This is a genomic window from Leptolyngbya sp. Heron Island J, from assembly GCF_000482245.1.
In the GTDB taxonomy this organism is placed as follows: domain Bacteria; phylum Cyanobacteriota; class Cyanobacteriia; order Phormidesmidales; family Phormidesmidaceae; genus Leptothoe.
Genome location: NZ_AWNH01000112.1, coordinates 62,000 through 84,973 on the forward strand (window position 1 = coordinate 62,000; position 22,974 = coordinate 84,973).

The 22,974-nt window shown below is 49.0% G+C and carries 10 protein-coding genes; 4 read left to right on the forward strand and 6 right to left on the reverse strand.

Annotated elements, in window-relative coordinates; translation table 11 throughout:
- Positions 1-45: 45 nt before the first annotated feature.
- The 5 genes from N836_RS69155 to N836_RS69165 all read right to left on the reverse strand — a co-directional run bounded on the left by N836_RS69155 (position 46) and on the right by N836_RS69165 (position 15,326).
- Positions 46-4,275, reverse strand: coding sequence for a TIR domain-containing protein (locus N836_RS69155; protein ID WP_023076430.1), 4,230 nt, complete (start codon positions 4,273-4,275; stop codon positions 46-48).
- A gap of 241 nt (positions 4,276-4,516) precedes the next feature.
- Positions 4,517-8,383, reverse strand: coding sequence for a CHAT domain-containing protein (locus tag N836_RS73975; RefSeq protein ID WP_023076431.1), 3,867 nt, complete (start codon positions 8,381-8,383; stop codon positions 4,517-4,519).
- A gap of 45 nt (positions 8,384-8,428) precedes the next feature.
- Positions 8,429-9,514 (reverse strand): tetratricopeptide repeat protein, encoded by a 1,086-nt coding sequence (locus tag N836_RS69160; RefSeq protein WP_023076432.1) that lies wholly within the window; start codon positions 9,512-9,514, stop codon positions 8,429-8,431.
- 5 nt (positions 9,515-9,519) lie between these two features.
- The gene (locus N836_RS0139665; protein WP_023076433.1) at positions 9,520-14,010 is read right to left on the reverse strand and encodes a TIR domain-containing protein; all 4,491 of its coding nucleotides are present in this window, start codon (positions 14,008-14,010) and stop codon (positions 9,520-9,522) included.
- A gap of 122 nt (positions 14,011-14,132) precedes the next feature.
- Positions 14,133-15,326 (reverse strand): D-Ala-D-Ala carboxypeptidase family metallohydrolase, encoded by a 1,194-nt coding sequence (locus N836_RS69165; protein ID WP_031294437.1) that lies wholly within the window; start codon positions 15,324-15,326, stop codon positions 14,133-14,135.
- Between the two features lie 405 nt (positions 15,327-15,731).
- Between N836_RS69165 and N836_RS69170 the strand changes: the two genes are divergently transcribed.
- The 4 genes from N836_RS69170 (at position 15,732) to rpsU (ending at position 19,181) form a co-directional block, all read left to right on the forward strand.
- On the forward strand, positions 15,732-17,261 hold the full coding sequence (locus N836_RS69170; RefSeq protein ID WP_023076435.1) for a DUF4231 domain-containing protein: 1,530 nt from the start codon (positions 15,732-15,734) through the stop codon (positions 17,259-17,261).
- 258 nt (positions 17,262-17,519) lie between these two features.
- Positions 17,520-18,311 (forward strand): hypothetical protein, encoded by a 792-nt coding sequence (locus N836_RS69175; RefSeq protein ID WP_023076436.1) that lies wholly within the window; start codon positions 17,520-17,522, stop codon positions 18,309-18,311.
- 279 nt (positions 18,312-18,590) lie between these two features.
- Positions 18,591-18,866 carry an RNA recognition motif domain-containing protein gene (locus tag N836_RS69180; RefSeq protein ID WP_023076437.1) on the forward strand — a complete coding sequence of 92 codons (276 nt, stop codon included), beginning with the start codon at positions 18,591-18,593 and terminating at the stop codon, positions 18,864-18,866.
- Positions 18,867-18,965: 99 nt separating this feature from the next.
- The gene (rpsU, locus tag N836_RS69185) at positions 18,966-19,181 is read left to right on the forward strand and encodes a 30S ribosomal protein S21 (protein ID WP_023076438.1); all 216 of its coding nucleotides are present in this window, start codon (positions 18,966-18,968) and stop codon (positions 19,179-19,181) included.
- A gap of 256 nt (positions 19,182-19,437) precedes the next feature.
- Here the strand turns inward: rpsU and carB are convergent, their stop codons facing one another.
- Entirely contained in the window at positions 19,438-22,689 is a 3,252-nt protein-coding gene (gene carB, locus N836_RS69190; RefSeq protein WP_023076439.1) for a carbamoyl-phosphate synthase large subunit, read from the reverse strand.
- Positions 22,690-22,974: the final 285 nt, after the last annotated feature.

The following is a 22,974-nucleotide window of genomic DNA, read 5'->3' on the forward strand; positions in this document are numbered from 1 at the left end:
TCTCTGATAGAGACAGCCATCCACCTATGTCCCAGCCTGACGGCACTACAACACCTTGCTACAGTAGGTTTGAATCTCTTCAGCAGTCTGATCGTGAGTTTGCAAATAGTTCTCTAACCACTCGCAGCTTTGGTTTAATAACCGCTCCAACAACTGGGTCTGACCGCCGCTAATATCTAAATCCAAATCCCATAACAACAATCGATCATCTTCTCCCACAGTGGCGATCAGCTTTTTATCTCGGCTCATGGTGAGATTTGTTACCCGATCTTGATGACCTCGCAGGGTGGTCAACAGATTTCCAGTTGATGCCGACCACAGCTTTACTGTATGGTCATAGCTGCCGGTGGCAATCAAGTCATCCCCATGGCTAAATCGAATCGATACCACACCGTCCTGATGACCCTCTAAAGTTTTAAGCAATTTCCCCTCCGCGCTCCAAAGCTTAGCGGTACCATCGGCACTGGCTGTGGCCAGGGTGTTACCATCAGCACTGTAAACAACGTCGTGCACCCATCCTTGATGGCCTTCTAATTTCTGGGGTGATTGTCCTTCTAAATTATCCCTGGCAACAATTTTATTGTCGGGGTCGTACATGATTTGGTAGACCTCTCCCTGCTGTTGGGCTGCTGCCGTTGCCAGCTTCCCGTCCAGGTTCCACAGGCTTACAAAGTGTTCCCAACCAGACGTAGCGAGGGTCTTGCCATCAAGACTAAAGGAGAGGCTCAATACATCCTTGGGTAAATCTACAATTTTGGTGAGCAAGGTACCGTCTCGTCGCCAGATGCGAACGGTGCGATCGGCAGCTCCCGTTGCAATCAGCTGACCATCGGTACTAAAGGCCACAGCGTAGACCGGTCCTTTGTGATCTGCCAAGGTGGTCACTAACTTACCGGTACGATCCCACAGTTTTACCGTATAGTCCGAACTTGCTGATGCCAGTATCTCTCCATCTGGGCTATAGCTCAAATTCCAGATCACCGAGTCGTGACCAGGCAATACCTTTAAGGATTTCCCGTCTCGATCCCACAAGCGAATCTTGTTATCAGCGCCCGCAGATGCAATCACCTGATCATCGGGAGAAAAAACAACGCTATAAACATTGGCCTGGTGGTCCCTGAGGGAGGTAATCAGCGGGCGGTCTAGCTCCCAAAGACGGATAGTGCGATCGCCACCAGCCGAAATCAGCAAGCCCTCTTGGTTGAAATGCACCCGATGGATCTGGGCGCTGTGGCCAAAGACAGTGGAAATAGGTTCTCCGGCTAAGGTCCAGGTTCTGACCGTTTTATCCCAGCTGCCAGAAGCCAAAAACTGACCGTCTGGGCTAAAGCTCACATCGTATACCAATGCATTATGGCCGCGAATGTCTCGAATAAACTGTCCCTTTGTATTCCAGAGACGAATGGTTTCATCCCAACTAGCTGATGCCACCATGGAACTATCGGGACTAAAGGCCAGCCCCTTGACCTGGGCATTGTGCCCCCGCAACGTGTGTAACAGTTTGCCATCAGGAGTATACAGGCGAATGGTGCGGTCATCGGCTCCTGAAGCTAACATCTTGCCATCAGGGCTAAATTCCACTGTACGCACAGCGGCAATGTGGGGAGTCAATGTCTTGATGGGAGTCCCATTTTGCTGCCATAGCCGCACAGTCTTATCTTCACTGGCTGATGCTAGTTTTTGCCCATCTGGTGCAAATGCCAAGGATGTTACTGGGCCTGTATGGCCTGCCAGGGTGGTTAGCAGGTTTTGCTGTTCTCCCAATTGCCAAATTTGAATCTGGCTATTTTCTAGCCCAATGGCCAAGCGCTTACCATTCGGGCTAAAGGCCACGCTGAGCACCTGAGTATCCTCAACTTGCAAAGAAGCTATTGAGGTCCCGTCTACGCTCCAAATGCGAGCGGTGCCATCGGCACTGGCCGAGGCAATCATCTGACCATCGGTGCTAACAGCAGTGTCCCAAATGATGCCCTCATGGCCATTTAAATGGTTGCGCTCGCGTACCCAGAAGATTGCCTGTTGCAAGGTGGTCACCACCTGGGCGTTATCTGAATCATCTCGTTCATTATTTTTGATGGCAATCCCGGCTCGCATCGCTTCTAAGAGCGCTTCAAAGGGTTGCTGAGAGGCGAATAGAGCAGCAGAGGTTTCTGTCTGGGCTAGGATGGTCTGAGACTCGGCTCTGGCGTGTTCTTCCTGAGCAATCCCTTTTTGGATCTGGGCGACCTTTCGTTGGTTATTGGCTTCTATACGTTTTTGATTAGCAAAAATGCCGAGTGCGATCGCAATCAAAGAAACAACACTAATCACCCCCATGCCAATCTGCTGTAGCCGAATGGCCGATCGCTGTCGGCGAATTTCCTCAGCTGCAGATGCGGTTACAAAATCCTGCTGTAGTCTGGTGGGCTGAGGCGTTTTTCCTTCGGCTTCCAACAGCCAAGTTTCAGTCTCTCGGCGGGCTTTGCCCCGCAACAATAAACTTTCATCCCGTTCCTGCTGGTCCCACTCCAGAGCCTGCACCAGCAACCGAGTGTGAAACCGCACATAGGTTGGATCACTCTCTAAAGCCCGCAACAGCGCACTCAGGTTAGTCTTAAAGGTGTTCTTTTTACTGTTGAAGTTAATCCACTGTACAGATGCCAGGGCCGGATGCAGCTCTTTAGTATTGATCGGCTGATACAACACCGTTAACATACGTTTGTTTAGACTCTGGGCATATTCAACTTCTTCAGCACAGTAGGGAGACTGGATTGAGCGTGGAGAGATCACAAACAGAAAGTTGTCGGCTCCTTCAATACCATTGAAAATTTCTGCTTTGTAATCAGCCGCGCCTGCCACAATACTCTCTTGATCAAACCAGGTGGTTTTACCATGGATCTGGAGTTCTTCATTGAGCTGACGCACAAAGTCGGCATCGGATCTGGAGTAAGAAATAAAGACGTCAATAGACTGATTAGGAGGCTGCTGTAAACTCTCTTTAATGAAGTCTTCATGCAGCGATAGGGGTTTATGCTTGCGATGTTTGCGGGCTATCCTGAGCCAGGTTTCTGCATGGTTGAGGCTATGGTCTCGCAACAACAAACTAGAATTTTGTTCATTGTGCTGCCACTTCAGAGCCTTGACCAGCAAATTCTTATGCTGTTGATAGTAATCACTGTCCTCTCGCAATTGCTTAACGAGCTTGGCCACATCCTGACGATAGGCGCTGCCATCGACATCATTTTTATTGACAAAGTTAATAAATTGAATCGCTCGTAGATCGTCAGACATTGTGTCTAGGTCTACGGGGCGCATCAAAAGGGGAATAACCTTTTTATTTAACTGCCGTGCATAGTCCAGCTCTTGCTGGCAATATTTAGAGGCTAAGGAATCGGGGGAAATCAGGTAGACCATATAGCTGGCCTCTTCAATCCCCTTATTAATTGCCGTCTGAAAGTCGGCCCCCACGCCAATATCGGTACGGTTAATCCAGGTCGTAAAGCCTGCTCGCATCAGGGACATGCGGAGCCGATCCATTAGCTGCCGATCCTTCTCAGAATAAGAGAGAAAGACATCGGTCATCAGACCGTTGGCATTTTTGATACTTTGGCAGATATATTCGCAGTGGAGGGCTGTGGGTTCACAAGGAGCTTGTTCCAGGCTAAATTCTTGCTTGAGCCAACCTTCAGCCTGTCGACGATTTTGTCCAATTAATAAATATTTAGACTGTCTTTGATGACGCTGCCAGGCTAAGGCGTGAGACAGCAACAGCGTATGCTGCTGGACATAGTCCTGCTGGCGCTCAAAGATATCGAGCAGACCCTTGAATGATATTTGGAAATCATCAATCCCTTCTCGGAAGTACACCCAGTTAATTTTGCTGATGATTGGGTGCATGTTAGAGAAGCTGGAATGCAGTCCCTTGGCCCGATAGTCCTGCCAATCGGCCTCGGTACCATTGGGGTTCCGTGTCTGCCAGGTATCCCGGTCAATGCTCTCCACATGGAGGAGGGGAATGATGCGTTTCCCCAAACGGAGGGCGTGTTCAATTTCTAACCGACAGTAGGGTGAATTGATTGAATGGGGAGCGATTACAAATAAAAAGTTCTGGCTCCGCTCAATGCCATCATCAATTTGATTTTGATAATCTACCCCCAGGGGAATATCATCAAAATCGAACCAGACGTCCAGACCTTGCTCAATAAGGCAACTATTTAACTTGCTGGCAAATGCTTTGCTATCGGCTCTACCGTAGGAAATAAATGCATCCTGTAAAGCAAATGTGGCTGATGACATGGAACTTCAAAATTCATTTCAAGTTTCACCAGGTCAGCTCATGGGGTAGATGTGCTGATGTGTGATGACCGTAATTTGCCCCTAGGCAGGTGTGTTTTTTTACATTATTAGCGTGTTTGTAAGTAAATCAAACATTGTTTGGCTAATCTCTAACTTGAATTAACACAGATAAAGCAATGGCATTCCTCCTACGTGCTCAATGACTGAATGGAGGCTTTCACCCCTCGTATATACACGCACATTACCAGGGGCTACCCACTAGACTGAACGCCGCCCAATAGTAAGGATGACTAAAATTTTGCTGGCCCGCAATAGCTAATTCAGCAGGTAGCTTTTGGACACCACCCAATCCTTGGAGCTGATCGCCATCAACCGTGATATCGCCTCGAATCATGGCCAACTGCGCCTGGCGTAGGGCTTCTGCTTTGATAATCGGCTGATTTTCCTGTAGCTGTCGATACAGCTCAATCATTAAACCTGCTGAGGCTTCGTCACTGACACTCCAGAGACTGGCGATGGAGGTTTTGGCTCCAGCCAGCACAGCAAAACCGGCAAAGCCTAGCTCAGCTGAACGATTTCCTAGGGCTGTTTGACAGGCGCTGAGGGTGAGCAGTTCCACTGAGGGGCGATTTAAACCCAGATTACGGAGCTGATCCAAGCTGAGGCGTTCGTTGTGCAGGTATAGAGAAGACTTGGATAAATCTCCAACATTAAACTCGCCATGGGTGGCTAGGTGAATGATGCCATAGGGGTTTTGCTGACGTTCCTGTTTGAGCTGATTACTGTTAAAGGCGTTGTCTCGTAATACTTTGCTAGTCCATGTAGATGCGATCGCATCCAGCTCAACCGGCACACCGGGCAACGTCGCCTGATCGGCAAACGTCGACGTCCCGGCCACCAGAGCGCTTGTATTTCTAATATCTTGATACGTTAAATCAGTCAGGCTCAAGCTGGGCATTAACCCGATGTTGTAATTCTGGATAATAAAGTTTTTCCCGTCATGTAGAGCAGCCAGGGGCAGAGAACGCAGTCCAGCATCGGTCACAAAACTAATCGTGTCGATATCGTGTTGATCTAAGTGAGGTTGCAACGGTGCAATTAGCCACTGATAAAGTGCTTGAGCCGCAATGAGATAGCTCGTATCCTCTTGAACAGCACGGCTGGGTGTGGATACCTGACGTCGTAACCGCTGGGCCATAGTCAGAATCTCTTGCCGTGTTACCCCTAAAGGTACAAAGACGGGGTCACCTGTGGCGGTAATCAGCAGTAGTTCAAGCGGAGCTGATGGTTTGGGATCGGTGAGCACATTGCCTGCCTCATCCTCAACGCCGTCAAGACCAAAGACTGCATAAATCAGCGCCGGTTTTTTACCTGTTTTCTGCTGCACTGCCAACAGCTGACTTTGGGCGCTGGTTAAATCGACTGTTGCCGTCGACAGGTCTGCCTCCAGCTGTAGATAGTCATTAAACTCTGTGGTTAGTCGATCTTCAAGTTCCGAAAAACGCTGATTCAGTGAGGCAAGGCCTGGTCGAGCTGCAACAACCGGCAGATCTTCAGATACCGCCACCGTATCCACCGTTGGATCAAGGTCATCTGTGGAGTCACTAGATTCATTGCGAATACAATCACAATCAGTCTCCTCCAGAATTTCTCTCACCTCTTCAAAGATATCTTCCGGCTCTTCCGGGGTTTCCGGCTCTTCGGGCTCTTCCGATCCCTCTGAGGTGATAATGTCAATATTGCCGACGGTTAACCCCCCCTTAAATGATGCTTCTAAGGTAATCTCACTCAGGGTTAGAGTCCCTGTGATCAGATCTCCCGCCGTCCCATTTTCCGAGGCACCTCCAATCACAAAGGGCGTATCCGTACTGCCGCCATCGTGAAAGATGCTAATGTTGCCGTTAACGTCGCCACCCTGGGTGATAATCGTATTAGACGACGGTAACACTGTGCCAATACCCAATACCAGACCTGCAAAGGCGTTGATAGTAACATCTCCGCCGCTACCGAATAGGCTACTGGCATCGATCGAGGAAAAAACAATATCGTCTTGAGCAATCAGGCCAACATCACCGGCCGGCCCAGCCAGGCTACTAAACATTGAGATACTGGTATCGATCTCACCCGCCGTAATGGATGAGACTTGTGACTCGATCAGAACATCACCGCCGACACTGTCAGAACTGGTGCTGATAGTATCAACAGAAATAGCATCTTGCGCTTTAAGCACCACATCGCCACCGGCTGGAATCTCTGGTGGAGCCCCACCGATCGCGGTTAGCCGCGCTAGAGACGTCTGTATCGGTGCAGAGATATCAATGGCACCTTGAGGAGCCAGAAGCGTTACATCTCCAGAGGAGGTACTTAAGTTGCCACTAACGGCGATGTCTCCCTGTTGCGATTCAATGGTCAACGCCCCGGCACCCGTATTAATATTGCCAGTGACCGTAATTTGCTCATTGGCTTGCAGTGTCAGCTCTAAATTGTCGAGGCTAGGCAACAAGGAGACTACTGGGATTTCCGGCTCGGTGATGATAATAGTATCTTGGCTATCGGCAATATCAGCCAGAATCTGGATCTCACCTTCAGCCACAAAGCTTAGACTGCTGTCATCGGCTAAATGGTAATCCAGCGGCACCTCTAAAATAATGTTGCCATCCCCTGGGGTATCTCCCGTGGTGCGTACTTCAACATTGCCCCCCTCCGCAAGAGCATTTTCAATTAGATCCACCCCTAATCGGGCGTCGGTCGCTAGTATGCCGACGTCAAAGGGATTAATCGGGCTAACATTGGTGGCATCAGTACCCGCCACAATGCGAATATTAGCGGGGTCTAAGAGCCATAGACCGCCCGTACCATTTGCAGCTGTGACATCTGGTGTAGTGCGGATATCTAACAGCCCCAGACTACTAGTCTCAATCAAGCCGCCATTACCACCATTCGCCCCACCCTGGCTTGATAGCTCACCCTCGGTTCTCAATAGCTCAGTGCCCCAGGCTATGATGGTGCCGCCATCTCCCAGATCTTGGGCATCCGCTCGTATCACGGAGGGCTGATCAATTACCGTGGTTGCTGCTAGAGGTACGGTGCCAGCACCCAGCTGATCCCCTCCGACTAATATGGTGCCACCCCCTGTCTCTCCAGAGGCATCCAATGATGCACCGACAAGGGCAACTTGATCGCCTAGAATACCGATGCCGCCGCCATCGACAGATAGCTGCCCGCTGATGATGGTTGTGCTGCCATCTCCAGGAATTTCCAACGCAGAGCCGGACAAACTGACTGTGCCATCTGGATTAACCGTGATGTCGGTAGCCATGCCCTGGGCACTTGCTCCGGTGAGTAAGGCCGGAACGGTTGAGGCTGTAAATCCAGAGTCTGGTGGGGCGATATCGGTTACGGCTTCAAGCTCTAAGCTTAGTAATGAACCGGTTTGACTGAGGCGGACGCGATTTTCTCCAGGAACTGCCATCACCAAAATGTCGCCATTGGGAGCCGATAGTTGGCCAGTGTTGATCACCTGTCCTCCCAGTAGCGTTAAGGACTGGCCTGACTCAACCGCTAGATTGCCTGCATTAACGACGGCACTGGCTGTTTGATTGCCAAACACGTAGCCCGTGGGAGTTCCACTTAAGATATTAAAATTGTTGTTGGCGCTCAGGATATCAAATAGCTCAGTCCCAAAGGTCAGTCCCGTCGCTGTGGAGGCTGAGAATGCTCCCCCCAAGTTGAGTTGGGCATTCTCTCCAAAGAGAACACCGGCTGGATTAACTAGATAGAGATTGGCACTGCCGTCTACTGCCAATAAACCGTCGATAATAGAAGCATTGCCACCGATGACGCGACCAATAATGTTTTCGGCAGTAATCGGGTTGCTAAACAGGGCTGTTTCCTGGGTGAGTAAGCCAAACTGCTCAAAGCTATGGAAAAGAACAGTGCTGTCTGCGGATGGATTACCGCCATCAATTTGGTAGGTATTGCCAGTTTGCTGAATGGTGGTTGCCTGGTCTGCTGCGGTAATGGATTGTGCTTGGGCGGCTGTGGCCAGACCTGGCCCTAGCAAGGTGACTAAGCAGAAAACACAGTGGCGCTTGAGCAGACAGAACATAATTGAAGGCAGATAAGGGAAAAATATAGAGGAGCAGAATACCGACTATTCAGAGATAGTGTCGGACTCAATTTGTCGAGATAAACGAGAATCAATAATTTCAATCCGTCGGTCCAACCTGGCGATTTCTGTTTCTTCTTGTAGCTGCATGTAGGCCCCACGAGCCTGGCGTAGCTGTTGCAGGGCCTCGTCGAATAATCCCATGGTGGCGTAGACATCTGCGAGGTTGACTCGTGTTGTCGCTTCACTCAGGAGATCGTTGTTGGCGGTGGCCAGGGTCAATGCTTGCCCATAGGCTTCAATGGCTAGCTGATTGAGTCCGCTTTGACTGTAGGTATCTCCCAGAGCGGTGTAAACCAAATCGGAGGCGTTGGGGTTATCTACCAATGCCTGTAAAATAGCCAAGGCATCGGCATACATTTCTTCTAAAAAGAAAACCCCCGCTTGGGCCAGGACGATCTCCTCCATCAAGTCAGCTGAGGTGAGATTTGCTGCAATCGCAGGGGTGACATCCTGTAGTTGCGATCGCAACACCGGATAATCTTCTTCGAACAACAGCTGGAACCCTGACTCGTAGTAACCATCATCCAAGTTAGACGAGATGTCAGTATCGGTGACAACCTCGATGGAATAGTAATGTCCTGCTTCCAGGGCTATCTGAGTCGGAAACGGCAGCTGATTGGTATTTTCCACGGTGGTTTCCCACAGGGCCAGATCTAGCTGGTCGCGCTCAAATGTCCAACGCCAGAGCCGGACGGTGTAGCTATTAACCTCTGCTATCGGGTTCCAAGAAATTGTGTAGGGCTGTTCTAGGCCAGGTTCTCGAATCCAGGTATTACGGGGGGAAATTACATAGGGTATGGAGGCGTCATTGCCCCCAACGATACGTCCGGTGCGTTTGCCCCCGGCGCGGGTATTAGACGCTTGGCCTCGCCGTCGGGCACAGGCCTGCCAAAAAAAACAAGCGGCCTCTGCGACCGGTGGGTTTAACATCGGTGCCACCACACCGATGCCCAAAACCAGAGTTAACCCCAGGGCACAAGAACGTCGAGGATAGGTGGGCAAGAGGGGCTGCAGCGCTTTCAATAGCTGCGGCGGTCGTGGCCAGAGTCGTGTTAAAGATTGAAACATGGTAGTCACCCTTTACGTAAGCGATAGGTCATATAGCCCACTGCACTGCCGGTAATCCCCCAGCCGATCAGGGTAGGAACCCACGGTACCCAAACAACCGGACCCACCATGAAACCATAGCAAGCCAGGGTTAATAAGCTGATTGAGCCGACACTGGCTAATAACAACGGCCCCAGCCTGACAAATCGCCAAAAGACCACCCCGCCCACCCCGCACCAGACTAAAATCCACACGGCTTCTCCCATAAAGGGCCACCAGCTGATCAGGGGGCGATCTTCTAAAACAGCATTGATCAGCTGACTGGTCATTTGACCATGGAGATATACGCCCGGGATGGAATCGCCATAGGGGGTATTAAAGTCGTCGGAGTTGCGATCGCTAAAGTCCGTGTAGCCAATCAGGATGATGCGATCGCGAATAAGTTCGGGCTCTACCTCGTTTTGAATCACCGCATCCAGAGAAACCTGCGGGGCAAAGTCCTTGAGTCGAGCCCCCTCTGTCTGGGACCCCGGAACCTTATAGGTACGGAAATTTAGTAGGGTTTGGTACCCGATCAGGTCACTCCATCCTATCCCGCCAGTACTACCACTGTAGGCCGTACCATTTCCGTAGAGCGCAGGAGGCTCGACCCCCCCTAAATCAATTGTGTCAATAAACGTTTCACCGTCTATTTCGCCATAGTTAACCTCGTAGTCAATGTTTTCAGCCTCTAAATACTTTTGGGCCAACAGCAAGCTAAAGGATGCCTCAGACACACAGCTACCCTGAGCTGCTGCTGACGGATCTAGATAAAGATAATGGCGGCGTACAGTTTTACCACCGTCGATCAAAAAGTTAGCAAACCCGACACGGGGAACTGGAATTTCATTGCCAATCTCAGCGGCTGGATCAATGGCGGTCTCACAAATGCCTACCAAATTCTCTGTCTCGGCTAATCCTTGTGTTAATGCCCCCTCAGATGGAAAGTCACGGAAAAAATCTAGACCGATCAGCCGAGCCCCATGACCGTTAAGCACGTCAAGCGCTTCCCGCAGAGCCTGGTCGGGAATGGTCCCAATGCCGGGTTCGTAGCGATTGGCAATGATTTGTTCCCGTAACCACCGACCGCTGGCGCTATCGACTTTAACAATTAGCAGACGTTCATCCTGGTCAACATTATTGGGGCGCAGCCGCAAAAGCTGATCATAGGCGTGGGTTTCTAAGGGCTGCAGACCACCAAATAGCCGAACTACAGAAACAGCGATGGCAGTCACAGCCGTGGCCAGAGCCACAGAGCGGACTTTGATTTTTTTAAATGGCAGTGCCTGGCTGGCCTTGATATAGGCTTTTTGTAATGCTGTTACCGGCGGTGTTTTATTCGCGGCTTGCTGAAGCCAGCGTTCTGATTCCGCTAGATCCTTGCCCCGTAGTAAAAAGCTATCATCCCGCTGAGATATATCCCATTCAGAGGCTTTGACTAAAAGTCGGGTGTGCGATCGCACATGGTATGGTTCGCTTTCTAACGTCCGAAACAACTCCCCAAAGTTCACCAAAAAGTCGCCATCATGCCGCCGAAAATCACTCCAGGGCAGAGATTCAATCCCTTCTGGCAGACTGGATTTAATCACATCCCGATAGATCACCGGCAAAATCCGCTTATGTTGTGAATGGGCGTAGGCCAGCTGGTTTAAACAGGGCTGGCAGCGCACAGAACTCGGTGACATGACAAACAAAACCGTTTCAGTATTGTCGATCAGCTGATGAGTATCCTCCAGTCGATCCGTTTCCCCAGCTGATCCTTCAGGCGATAGCCAGGCGCTTTTGCCCTGAACTAATAGGGTTTCATTGAGTCGCTGAGAGAAATCAAAGTCATCAATGTGATGAATAAAAAACACCCCTAAGGTTTGATCGGGAGATTGTTTTTGGCTGGCATCTAAAAACGCCAGCTGTAGTGATAAAGCCCCATGTAGGGTACGACTCTCAGCTGTTGTAGCCCAGGCCAGATAGGTGTCTTGCATCTGACGCTGTAACAACAGGCTGGGGTTATGGCGTTGTCGTTCCCATTTGAGCGCGCGCACCAACAGTCGTTTATGCTGATTATGATACGGAGCATCTCGCCGGATTGTCCGTAGTAGCTCCGCCATATCTTTCTCTAAATCTACCGACGCCTGGTTGTCGGCCAGATTAATAAATTGAATTTTACGAATGGTTTCTGGAATCAAATTCAGATTGACATCTTCCACCACCATGGGAATCACTCGTTTGTTGAGATCTAATGCCTGGTGAATTTCCTCCTGACAGTAGTCTGATGCCAGAGAGTCTTGAGAGATCAAATAGACAACATTGTCAGCTTCTTCTATGCCCCGCCGGATAGCCGTTTCAAAGTCTTCACCCATACGAATATCTACCGTATTAGTCCAGACCGTAACCCCAGCCTGGAGCAAGTGATAGCGCACAATCTCTTTAGTAGTTAAATCTTCTTCGGCATAGGAGATAAAGACCTGGGTCATACCGCCATCAGCGGCCTTAATACTCTCAGTAATAAATTCTGCCTGTACAAGACTGGGAATACAAGGTGGTTGCTCATTTAAAAACTCTTGCATCAGCCAAGCTTGAGCCCTTAATCGCTCTTCTCCCATCAGCAGATAAGAGGCTTGATTTTGGCGTCTTTCCCAGGTCAGAGCACTAATTAAAAGTTCGGTATGCTGATGTACGTAGTCTTCGTGATGACGACACAAACTTATCAGTTTGTTAATTGCCTCGGTCAAATCATCTAGGCCTTCACGGGCATTGAGCCAATTAATTTTACTGATGCCGGGGTGCAGATTGGGGAAGCTAGAATGCCTGCCCGCAGCTCTGTAGTTCTGCCACTGCTCATCATTACCGTTAGGATTTCTTGTTTTCCATGTAGAATAATCAATCTCTTCCACATGTAAAATCGGAATAATTCGCTTGTTATGCTTCAGCGCCAGGGCAATTTCTTTAGCACAATAGGGGGAGTTAACTGAGTGGGGAGCAATTATAAAAATAAAATTGTGGCTTTTTTCAATCCCGTCGTTGATCTGTTCCTGGAAGTCTACACCCAGGGGAATATCGTTTTGATCAAACCATACTTGAAACCCTCTATTGTTTAACTGCTGGCACAGATCGCTAGCGAAAACTTTGCTGTCAACGCGACCATAGGAGATAAAGACATCGTAAAACTGATTAACTCCCTGGCTAGCTTGGATATAGGCGATGTGTAAATCGGTGGGCGTACTTCCAGCTGGGGCCGGTTCTGATAGCCAAGCCTGTGCTTGAGTAAAGTCCCCAGACCGGAGCAGAAACTTGCGATCGCGTCTCTGTTGTTCCCAAGCCAGTGCCTTCACCAACAGGCGTTTATGCTGCTCCACATAGTCTGCTGACAGTCTCAGTGTACGGATCAGCTCATCCACTGCCCGATTGAAGTGAATATCAGACGCTAGAGAAGAAAAATCAATAAACTGCAGCATCTGCAGATGAGTTGGCAATGTGGCCACATCCATCGACTGTACCAACAGCGGAATGATCCGTTTGTGATAACGACGAGCGTAGGCAAGCTCCTGCTGACAATATTTTGAAGCTAAAGAATTTGGCGAGAGTAATAAAACAATATTGTCAGCTTTTTCGATGCCCCGATTAATCGCTACCTGAAAGTCTTCAGCTGTGGGAATATCCACGGTGTTAATCCAAGCCGTGAAACCCTCACGCATCAGGCGCTTGCGAATCTTTTCCTGAATTTCCATATCCTCTTCGCTGTAGGATATGAAAATCTGAGTCATCTGGTCATTGGCAGCCTTGAGACTTTCTGTAATAAATTCACAGTGTAAATCCGTCGGTATGCAGGGCGGTTGCGCATCCTTGAAGCGTTTGTTTAACCATGCCTCTGCCTGAGCTAGGGCCTCTGTATCAGTTAATAAATAGTTAGCCTGACGTTGGTGCTGCTGCCAGCTTAAAGCATTCTGCAGTAGCTGAGTATGCTGACGTACGTAGGCTTGCTGACGGGTCAAAATTGCTTGTAAACCGGCTATCCCCGTCTCAAAATCGTCAATTCCTTCCCGAAAGTACACCCAATTAATCTTGCTAATCTCAGGGTGCATATTGGGAAAGCTACTATGCACTCCTTTTTCCTTAAGCGCATACCAGCCGCTGATATTGGCATCAGGGTTGCGCTGTTGCCAAGTTTCATAGGTAATCTCTTCAACATGCAACAGGGGAATAATACGTTTGTTACAGGCTAACGCCAGCTCGATTTCTTGCGCACAGTAGGGGGAGTTAACCGAATGGGGAGAAATAATGAAGAGAAAATTATCCGCCTTTTCAATCCCGTCATTAATTTGATTTTGATAGTCCACTCCCAGGGGAATATCATCAAAGTCAAACCAAACCGCTAACCCTGCTTTAATCAGATAATCGTTGATTTGCCTGGCAAACTGACGACTATCTGCTCTGCCATAAGAAATAAAGACATCTTGCAGAGAAGACGAGGATAATGTCATGAGATTTTCAGTATCAGCGTGAAAGTACTCTGCGGTTGAGGGGTGTGTCAATCCCCAAAGCGATACGTTACCAGTTTAGGCTGAGATTAAGTCTATACTCAGTTCCGCAGATTAGAAACAGATTAAAACCCGTAGTCCCAACGTGCTCGATATCCCCGCGCATCAATGTGGGTAAACACGGAGGCACTGGCCAGGCCGCCGCGATCGCGCCACCAGGGTTCTAGCTTACGGTTTACTTCCGGTGGAGAAATTCCTTGCACCACAAAATCAACAGCATCCCCCGAGAGATGACGAGAACGAGTCGCTCCACCTGCTTTACGGTTTGAGGTTGGATCTCGATACCAGGAATTAACCGTAATCGGACGTCCTCCCAGATAGTCCCTTACTTCTTCCATCGCTTCAGCGATTTTGAGGATGCCATTGACCACATTCTCATCGACTGGAATACGGTTGCCATTTTTAGTGGCTTCGGCCCAGCTAAAGTGACCGTTAGTCAGAATAGGATCGCCCAGGTAGACTGTACCGAGTTTAGGGACGGTAATGGGGCGACCGCGATCTCGATCGGCGATCTTAGTTTCAGGCTCAACCGGAGGGTCTTGCGGTTTGTTATTCGGCTCAGTCCCTTCCAGCTGAATATGCTGGGCAAATACATACCAATCAACCCGATCGTTTTGCCCCATTAAGACGCCATCTGGAATCTGAATCTTGACATGATTTGTCTTGTCTGGCTCATCATTCAGCAACTGTAGTCGGGTGCCTGCACTGACCAATATTTTGTCACTTTCTGGTAGTTTGAAGCCTTGCTCTGGGCTTACCTTAAATAGGGTGTCCGCCAATACCAACATCTCGGTAGACCCTTGGGCATCCCCCACATCGATTAGCTGCTGAGCCTGAAGATAGTGAATAATAGCTGCAGCACCGATGCGAGCTGTTTTGTCTGTGACTACGTTGGTACCACCCCAGACAAAAGTAGAGTCCTTACCTGCGCCGCCACGAAACCCATTCCACAGATCAAAGCCCCATAAAAATGCCCCCAGGGTGCGAGTCTTAGCCTGATGAAATTTTTTGGCAATCAGAGTGTCGGTGACCTGACGTTCAAACTGAGCAGGCTCGCGAAAGTTCCATTCGCTATAGTGCAAAATTCCAGCAAACCACCAGGGCATACCTGTGGCTTTTTCAACGGCTTCGTAGTGCGATCTCAACTGCACCATACGCCCTACAATCCCTCTGACCGTAGGCTCCACATCTGACTGAAGTGCGCAATGCTCAAACGCTGACCTATACTCTGTCTCCAATTTTTTTAGAGTCAAATCCATAGAGTTAGTAGATGAAACAACAGAGATAGATAGCTCTTAAGAGAAACTAGGCAAAAACCACAGAATATACTGAAAGTAAGCGGCAAAAAGATATCAGTACTCTTCTTCCTAAAAAGAACTCCTACAATCCCATTAAACCCTACATTTCAAAACCATCAGGCGCGGTTGATAGGCATCATTGCGATTCAACAAACGGGTAACATTTATAAAAACTTCATGGCATCTCAAATAATCGAATTTATACTTTAGCGATGGTGTCCTAATAAAACAAACAAGATAAATTGTTCGTAAGTTAATTTTTATAAATTAAAGCGTTAATCCCTGAAGCGAAAGCGTGTATTTTTCTAGGCAGAATCCCTTTGCCAAAAAGCTTGCCCTTAACCCGCATCTAGTCAAAATATTAAGATGGCCAAAAAAAATAGTTACAGCGACTATCTCAAGCAAACCTTAGGTGGCTTGATTGACAAGCTGGACATCTCGGATTTGCGTAAGGAGTTTCTCAAAAATCGCTGGCTAGACCAGGTTATGTGGCTGGAAGGACGAGCCACTAAGGAACGTAACCAACACTTTAGACTCCGGATGATCACCATCATCGGGGGTGTTCTGGTCCCAGCCATGGTGGGTTTCAGAAGTCCAGACAATCAGAGACTTGAGCGCACAATTGCCTATCTTGCCTTTGGCGTTAGTCAAGCAGTTGCTATCTCCGCCGCAGTGGAAGAGTTTTTTGGGCATGGTGACAAATATCGTAACTATCGCAGTACAGCCGAAAGCATGAAAATCGAGGGCTGGCAATATATGCAACTGGCTGGCCCCTATCGCAAATTCAAAGCTCACTCAGCTGCCTATAAAGCATTTGCCCAGCGAGTAGAGTCCTTTATTCAGAAAGATGTAGAAGGGTTTGTTGCTCGTTTAGAAGAGAAACAAGAAGACGACAAACGGGATGCTGATGAGGCGGCCAATAACGCTGAAAAAGCACTAATGCGTCTTAATCAGGAGTTAGAAGAACGCGCCCAGCAATTGGAGATAGAAAAAGCTCGATTGGCTGAGCAACAGGCTAGCAGACCACCCCAAGCAATAGACAGTAGCGGTTATTCAGGGACTTTGCTGGACATTCAGATGCCCCCCTCTCCAGAAGGAGAAACCATTGAAACAGACAGTCCGGCTGAACCCCTGACTCAAATACAGTCCCTGATGTCGACCGCCGCCACACCTAGTCGCCGTCAGGCATCCAAGAAAAACATTCGGGTAACTAGCAATTTACCCCCCTTGGGTCAACATGCACTGGAATGGCAAGAAACCGTTGACTTTCAGGCTCTCAAAACAATTTTGACCGAGCAAAATAGCGTTTTAGATGGTGAAGCCAACGGTGGCTCTGGCGGCGGTGTGGCCGTTGCTGCCGAATCTCAGCTCACCACACCGGATGAGGTGTCCCAGATTTTGGAATGTCCGTTAGAAGACTGCAAAGTCTATTTGCCTGGCATCCTCGCCGCGATGAAAAAATATGACATCTTAGACAATAAGGTGCTCATTGGCATCCTCGCCACCATTCGTATTGAGACAGGTGGGTTTAAACCTGTCCATGAATGGGGCGGAGAGAGCTATTGGAAACGTTATGAAGAGCGAGCCGATTTGGGGAACGTCAACCCTGGAGATGGCATCAAGTACCACGGTCGTGGTTATATCCAGCTAACCGGTCGGGCCAACTACAGCACCTATGGCAAAAAACTGGGAGTAGATCTTGAAGGGAACCCAGATCTGGCCATGGACCCTGAAATATCAGCTCTGGTTTTAGCTTGTTACTTTGAAGAACGTGGCGTAGCCGATGCTGCTCGTGAGGGTGACTGGCGACGAGTACGAAAGTTGGTTAACGGCGGCTATCATGGCTGGGATGTTTTCTCAAAATATGTTGAGCGAGCTCGAGCTCGCTTGGCATAAGTTTTACGTCATCTAAGGTTAACGTTCTTAAATTGCTACAGACTTACCAAATTGATTGACTAACAGTAGGATATCTGCATCATGTGCACAACCGCTTCAGGCTCTGTGTGATTTTGCGTATATTCTTTACGTACATGCCTTAAAACCAGATCCTGATACCGATAAACTTTTATGGTTCTGCAGGATAGGGGTATTTTGAGGGTGTAATTGGGTTAGACGCACAGATCATCTGGCCGCTTTTGTTAAGAGATATACAAAATGCCCAAAACTTCAGTGGACAAACTCGTTGAACATACGTTTTCCAATGGGCAGATTGCCAAAATCCTTAAGGTGGCCGCTGGTACTGACTATGAACAAGCACTATCACTAGCGGGCTTGCAGGGGCCTACGCCAACTCTGCTAGTGATAGGTGGAGCCAGTCACATGAGTGATGAAAGCCAAACTAAGCTGCTGCAATTTTTTAATGGCACGTTGGCAACCCTGTCTGCAAGGGTGGGTCTTACTGTTTTAGATGGTGGTACTGATGCAGGTGTCATCCATATGATGGGACAAGCACGTCACCATGTAGACGGTCAGTTTAATTTGGTCGGCGTTGCTCCATTGAGCCGGGTCATTTTTCCCATCGGTAGTCCGCCGCCCCAGACTGCTAATGATCAAATGTATCCTCCGGTCGAGTTAGAGCCTCATCACACCCACTTTTTTCTAGTTCCAGGCGAAGACTGGGGTAGCGAATCACGTTGGCTCGCAAGATTTTCTTCGGTTTTAGCCGGGCATTTTCCTTCCATGACTATCCTTATTAATGGTGGTCAGGTTTCCCTGAAAGATTTAAGGCTTAACCTGGAGCTGGGTAGGCAAGTGACTATCATCGCTGGCAGCGGTCGTTTAGCCGATGCCATTGCAGGGACCATTAGCGGGCTCACCCCGTCCGACGATGAAACTATTCAAAACCTGGTTGATGTTTACTACCCTAGCCAGCTATCAGTTTTCGATATCTTATCCAGCCCATTAGATGACCTAAAGGCTCAGTTAGATTTGTATTTTGATTGCTAATAAATAGGTTATAAGGATGTCTGGCAGCTATCGCTTAACCCTGACTGTGACTGATTTTTCCGGGCTCTCAAAAGGTAGTGGAATCAATAATTAAGAATTAAAATCAGCCATTAACAAGGTATGCTAGAGTTCTATGGCAATATGTTGCTACTCTGGCAACACTCGGTTTTCGGTACGATACGCTCACGGTTCAACTCGACCAGTTCAATTAGACTTCGATTTGATTACTAGAGGGGTCTCCCGTATAACTCGTTGCATATTTACCCTAGGAGATTCTCTATGTCCATTTATGTTGGAAACCTGTCCTACGATGCCACTCGTGACGACATTGATGCTGTCTTTGCTGAGTATGGAAAAGTCCAGCGTGTTCATCTACCCACCGATCGTGAAACCGGTCGTCCTCGTGGCTTTGCCTTTGTAGAAATGTCTTCAGAAGACGAAGAAACAGCTGCAATTGAGGCCCTAGATGGCGCAGAGTGGATGGGCAGAGACCTGCGAGTTAACAAGGCGCGCCCTCGTGAACAGCGCGGTGGCGGCGGTGGCGGTCGTTTCTAAGCCAAAATCTGTCTAATCCGGGTTATGTGTTGTACACTCGACCCTGTTCTATCATGGGGCAGTTGGTCTGCCCCATTTTTGTCGTTAAAGGAGAATACTATGGCCCAGGTTATCCTTGGGGATGATGAAGGTATTGAATCAGCGCTGCGACGATTTAAGCGTAAGGTTGTACAGGCGGGCATTTTTTCGGATATGAAAAAGCATCGCTATTTTGAGACACCGGCTGAGAAGCTAAAGCGTAAGGCGATCGCAAAGCATCGTCAGAAGCGTTGGAGTCGTAATCGCAGTAACCGCAATAACAGTAATAGAGACTAGGTCGTAAAGGGCTACGTTTCAATCTAATCAATATCTGTTGACAAAAAGTCGATATCGGGTCTGTTTGAGTTCGAACAGGCCGATATCGGCTTTTTAGTTTTGGACTTATGTAGCAGGCAAGGAGTTGGTTAGGCAGGATAATTTAGAACCTTGAAACTTTGCTACTTCAGGCATCTTCTTGATTCTCTCACTCTTTTGCCGTGGTGTCCTTGACTATAGTTCTAGCGTCCTGCCGTTGTTAGTAGCAGCGGATACTTCACACCAAATAATCCTGCAATGCTTTAACCGCTAAAGTCTCCTTTTGTAAGGAACGAATAGCTTCGATCGTGGCCCGAGCCCCTGACAGGGTAGTAATTGTAGGAATCTTATAGTCAAGGGCCGTGCGGCGAATCATCCGATCATCTTCCTGGGCGGTAGCACCTGTTGGTGTATTGATAATCAGCTGAATTTCCTTGTTTTTGATGGCATCAAGCACATGGGGTCGTCCTTCATGCACCTTGTAGACGAGCCCCACATTTAAACCGTGAGTCTGTAATACCCGTCGGGTGCCCGCTGTGGCAATGAGTTGAAATCCCAGTTCGGCTAGTTCTTTGGCGATGGGGACGACGGCTTCTTTTTCCCGATCATTCATGGAAATGAAGGTGGTGCCTGTCAGGGGTAGCTCCTGGCTAGCGGCTAGTTCAGCTTTTGCAAAGGAGCGGCCAAAGTCTATATCGATGCCCATGACTTCACCTGTGGAGCGCATTTCTGGCCCCAGAAGGGTGTCGGTACCGGGAAACTTGCTGAAGGGTAAAACCGCTTCTTTTACCGAAATGTGAGTGGGGATCACTTCTGAGGTGATGCCCACATCTGCCAGGGTTTGCCCAGCCATAATTAATACAGCGGCCTTGGCCAGAGGAATCCCGGTAGCTTTAGAGACAAAGGGAACTGTTCGAGAGGCTCGAGGATTGGCTTCTAAGATATAAACTTTGTCATCTTTGACCGCAAACTGGATATTCATTAACCCCACCACTTCCAGTGTCTTGGCTAGCTTGACGGTCCAGTCGCGAATCACACTCAGGGCTTGCTTGCTGAGGGTCATGGTCGGTAGGGAACAAGCAGAGTCTCCAGAATGAATTCCCGCTTGTTCAATGTGTTCCATGATGCCCCCGATCACCACCTGACCAGTGCGATCGCAAATGGCGTCCACATCCACCTCAATCGCATTTTCTAAAAATCGATCGATCAAAATTGGATGATCGGGAGCTACTTGCACAGCCGTCGTCATGTAATGCTTAAGATCTTGATCGGAATAGACCACTTCCATGGCCCGACCACCCAACACATAGCTCGGGCGTACCACCACTGGATAGCTGATTTTTTGCGCAATTTCCAAGGCTTCCTGATAGCTACGAGCAATCCCGTTAGCTGGCTGTGTGATCTCTAAATCCCAAAGAATGTGTTCAAACCGTTCTCGATCTTCAGCGGTGTCAATGGAGTCAGGAGACGTACCCCAGATCTTAGTTTTAATCGGATTGCCGTTGACCTCAGGGTCGCTGACCAGATAGGCCTGTAGCGGCACCGCCAGCTTGAGTGGGGTTTGTCCACCAAATTGGATAATGACCCCTTCTGGATTTTCCGCCTCAATAATGTTGAGCACATCTTCCTTGGTGAGGGGTTCAAAGTAGAGGCGGTCGCTGGTGTCGTAGTCGGTGGATACCGTTTCTGGGTTGGAGTTGACCATGATGGTCTCAAAATCATTGGCCTGCAGTGCATAGGAGGCATGACAACAACAGTAGTCAAACTCAATGCCCTGGCCGATGCGATTGGGGCCGCCCCCTAAAATCATGACCTTACGTCGCTCTGACGGTTTAATCTCCGTCTCAGCTTCGTAGGTGGAATAGTAATAGGGTGTATAAGCTTCAAACTCGGCTGCACAGGTGTCAACAGTCTTGTAGACCGGGATCACCCCTAGTTCTTTACGCCGTGCCCTTACCCGATCCTCATCGGTCTTGGTGGCATAGGCAATTTGGTGATCGCTAAAGCCCTGTTGTTTCACTGCCATCATTTGTTCGGCTGTGATCTTGTCTAAGGCAGTGCGCTTTAACCATTTTTCAGTGACCAGCAGGTCTTGCAGTTTGTCGATAAACCAGGGATCAATCCCCGTTAGTTCGTAAATATCCTGGGGGCTGAGACCGAGTTGTAGAGCATGGCGCAGGGAGAAAACCCGGTCTGGATTGGGCGATCGCAAGCTGGAGCGCACTTTAGAAATGGTCGGTAGGTTTTCGTTGCGATCGCAGCCCCAGCCAGCCCGACCGGTTTCCAAGGAACGCAGAGCCTTCTGAAAGGATTCCTGGAAGGTCCGACCAATGGCCATGGCCTCCCCCACCGACTTCATCTGAGTCGTTAGCAGTGGCGCACTCCCCGGAAACTTTTCAAAGGCGAACCGAGGAATCTTTGTCACCACATAGTCAATTGTGGGTTCAAAGCTGGCGGGCGTTTTTTGGGTGATATCGTTAGAAATCTCGCTGAGTGTGTATCCCACCGCCAGTTTTGCCGCAAACTTAGCAATGGGAAATCCAGTCGCTTTAGAGGCCAGAGCAGAGCTGCGAGATACCCGTGGGTTCATCTCAATGACAATTACTTCTCCGGTATCCGGGTTGACCGCAAACTGAATATTAGAACCACCCGTTTCCACCCCAATTTCACGAATGATTTTGATAGAAGCATCCCGTAGCCGTTGATATTCCTTATCAGTCAGCGTTTGAGCTGGGGCTACAGTAATCGAATCCCCGGTGTGAATACCCATGGGATCAAGATTTTCAATCGAGCAGATAATGACTACGTTATCGGCTAGATCGCGCATTACCTCCAGCTCGTATTCTTTCCAGCCCAATAGCGATTTCTCAATTAAAATCTGTGAGACTGGGCTCGCATCCAAGCCAGACTTAGCAATTGTTTCAAATTCTTCTTGGTTGTAGGCAATGCCGCCACCAGTGCCGCCCAGGGTAAAGGCAGGGCGAATAATTAAAGGATAGCTGCCAATATCTTGGGCAATAACCTGAGCCTCATCCATGGTTTCTGCCAAGCCAGACGGACAGATACCCACGCCAATCCGCTCCATGGCCTCCTTAAACAGGCGACGGTCTTCTGCCATCTCAATGGCATTGAGCTTAGCGCCAATCAACTCGACATCATGCTTGGCTAAGACACCCTCTTTAGCCAGACTCACCGCCAGATTTAGTGCGGTCTGCCCTCCCATCGTCGGCAGTAGCGCATCCGGTTTTTCCTGCTCAATTACCCGAGTGACTAATTCTGGGGTCAGGGGTTCAATGTAGGTCCGATCCGCTGTTTCTGGATCGGTCATGATCGTGGCCGGATTGGAGTTAATTAGCACCACCTCATACCCCTCTTCCCGCAAAGCTTTACAAGCTTGCGTGCCGGAATAGTCAAACTCACAAGCCTGACCAATGACAATCGGACCGGAACCAATTAACAAAATTTTGCTGAGGTCGTTTCGGCGAGGCATAGGCGGGCGTTGAAAAAATCAAGGGTCTATTCGGGGCTCCTGATAGGCAGAACCCGAATCAACAAATCCAGATTATTGTAGGGCTTTCTTTCACCCCCTAAGCGGACATTTTTTGAGGAGTTTGTAATCAGCTTGGGATCAGTCAATATTTACGCGGGGCTATGTGCACTGGCTGTACGGGCTAAGAATTCCTGAATTTGGAGCGTATTTAACCGATATTGTTACGAGGATTGCTCTGGGCTTGTACCAAAATACAGACACTTAAGCAGGCTATTTTGTCTTGAA

Bases quoted from the DNA above. Each gene is read 5' to 3' on its own strand.
- N836_RS69155 (WP_023076430.1), bottom strand. From the start codon at position 4,275: ATGTCATCAGCCACATTTGCTTTACAGGATGCATTTATTTCCTACGGT.
- N836_RS73975 (WP_023076431.1), bottom strand. From the start codon at position 8,383: ATGTTCTGTCTGCTCAAGCGCCACTGTGTTTTCTGCTTAGTCACCTTG.
- N836_RS69160 (WP_023076432.1), bottom strand. From the start codon at position 9,514: ATGTTTCAATCTTTAACACGACTCTGGCCACGACCGCCGCAGCTATTG.
- N836_RS0139665 (WP_023076433.1), bottom strand. From the start codon at position 14,010: ATGACATTATCCTCGTCTTCTCTGCAAGATGTCTTTATTTCTTATGGC.
- N836_RS69165 (WP_031294437.1), bottom strand. From the start codon at position 15,326: ATGGATTTGACTCTAAAAAAATTGGAGACAGAGTATAGGTCAGCGTTT.
- N836_RS69170 (WP_023076435.1), top strand. From the start codon at position 15,732: ATGGCCAAAAAAAATAGTTACAGCGACTATCTCAAGCAAACCTTAGGT.
- N836_RS69175 (WP_023076436.1), top strand. From the start codon at position 17,520: ATGCCCAAAACTTCAGTGGACAAACTCGTTGAACATACGTTTTCCAAT.
- N836_RS69180 (WP_023076437.1), top strand. From the start codon at position 18,591: ATGTCCATTTATGTTGGAAACCTGTCCTACGATGCCACTCGTGACGAC.
- rpsU (WP_023076438.1), top strand. From the start codon at position 18,966: ATGGCCCAGGTTATCCTTGGGGATGATGAAGGTATTGAATCAGCGCTG.
- carB (WP_023076439.1), bottom strand. From the start codon at position 22,689: ATGCCTCGCCGAAACGACCTCAGCAAAATTTTGTTAATTGGTTCCGGT.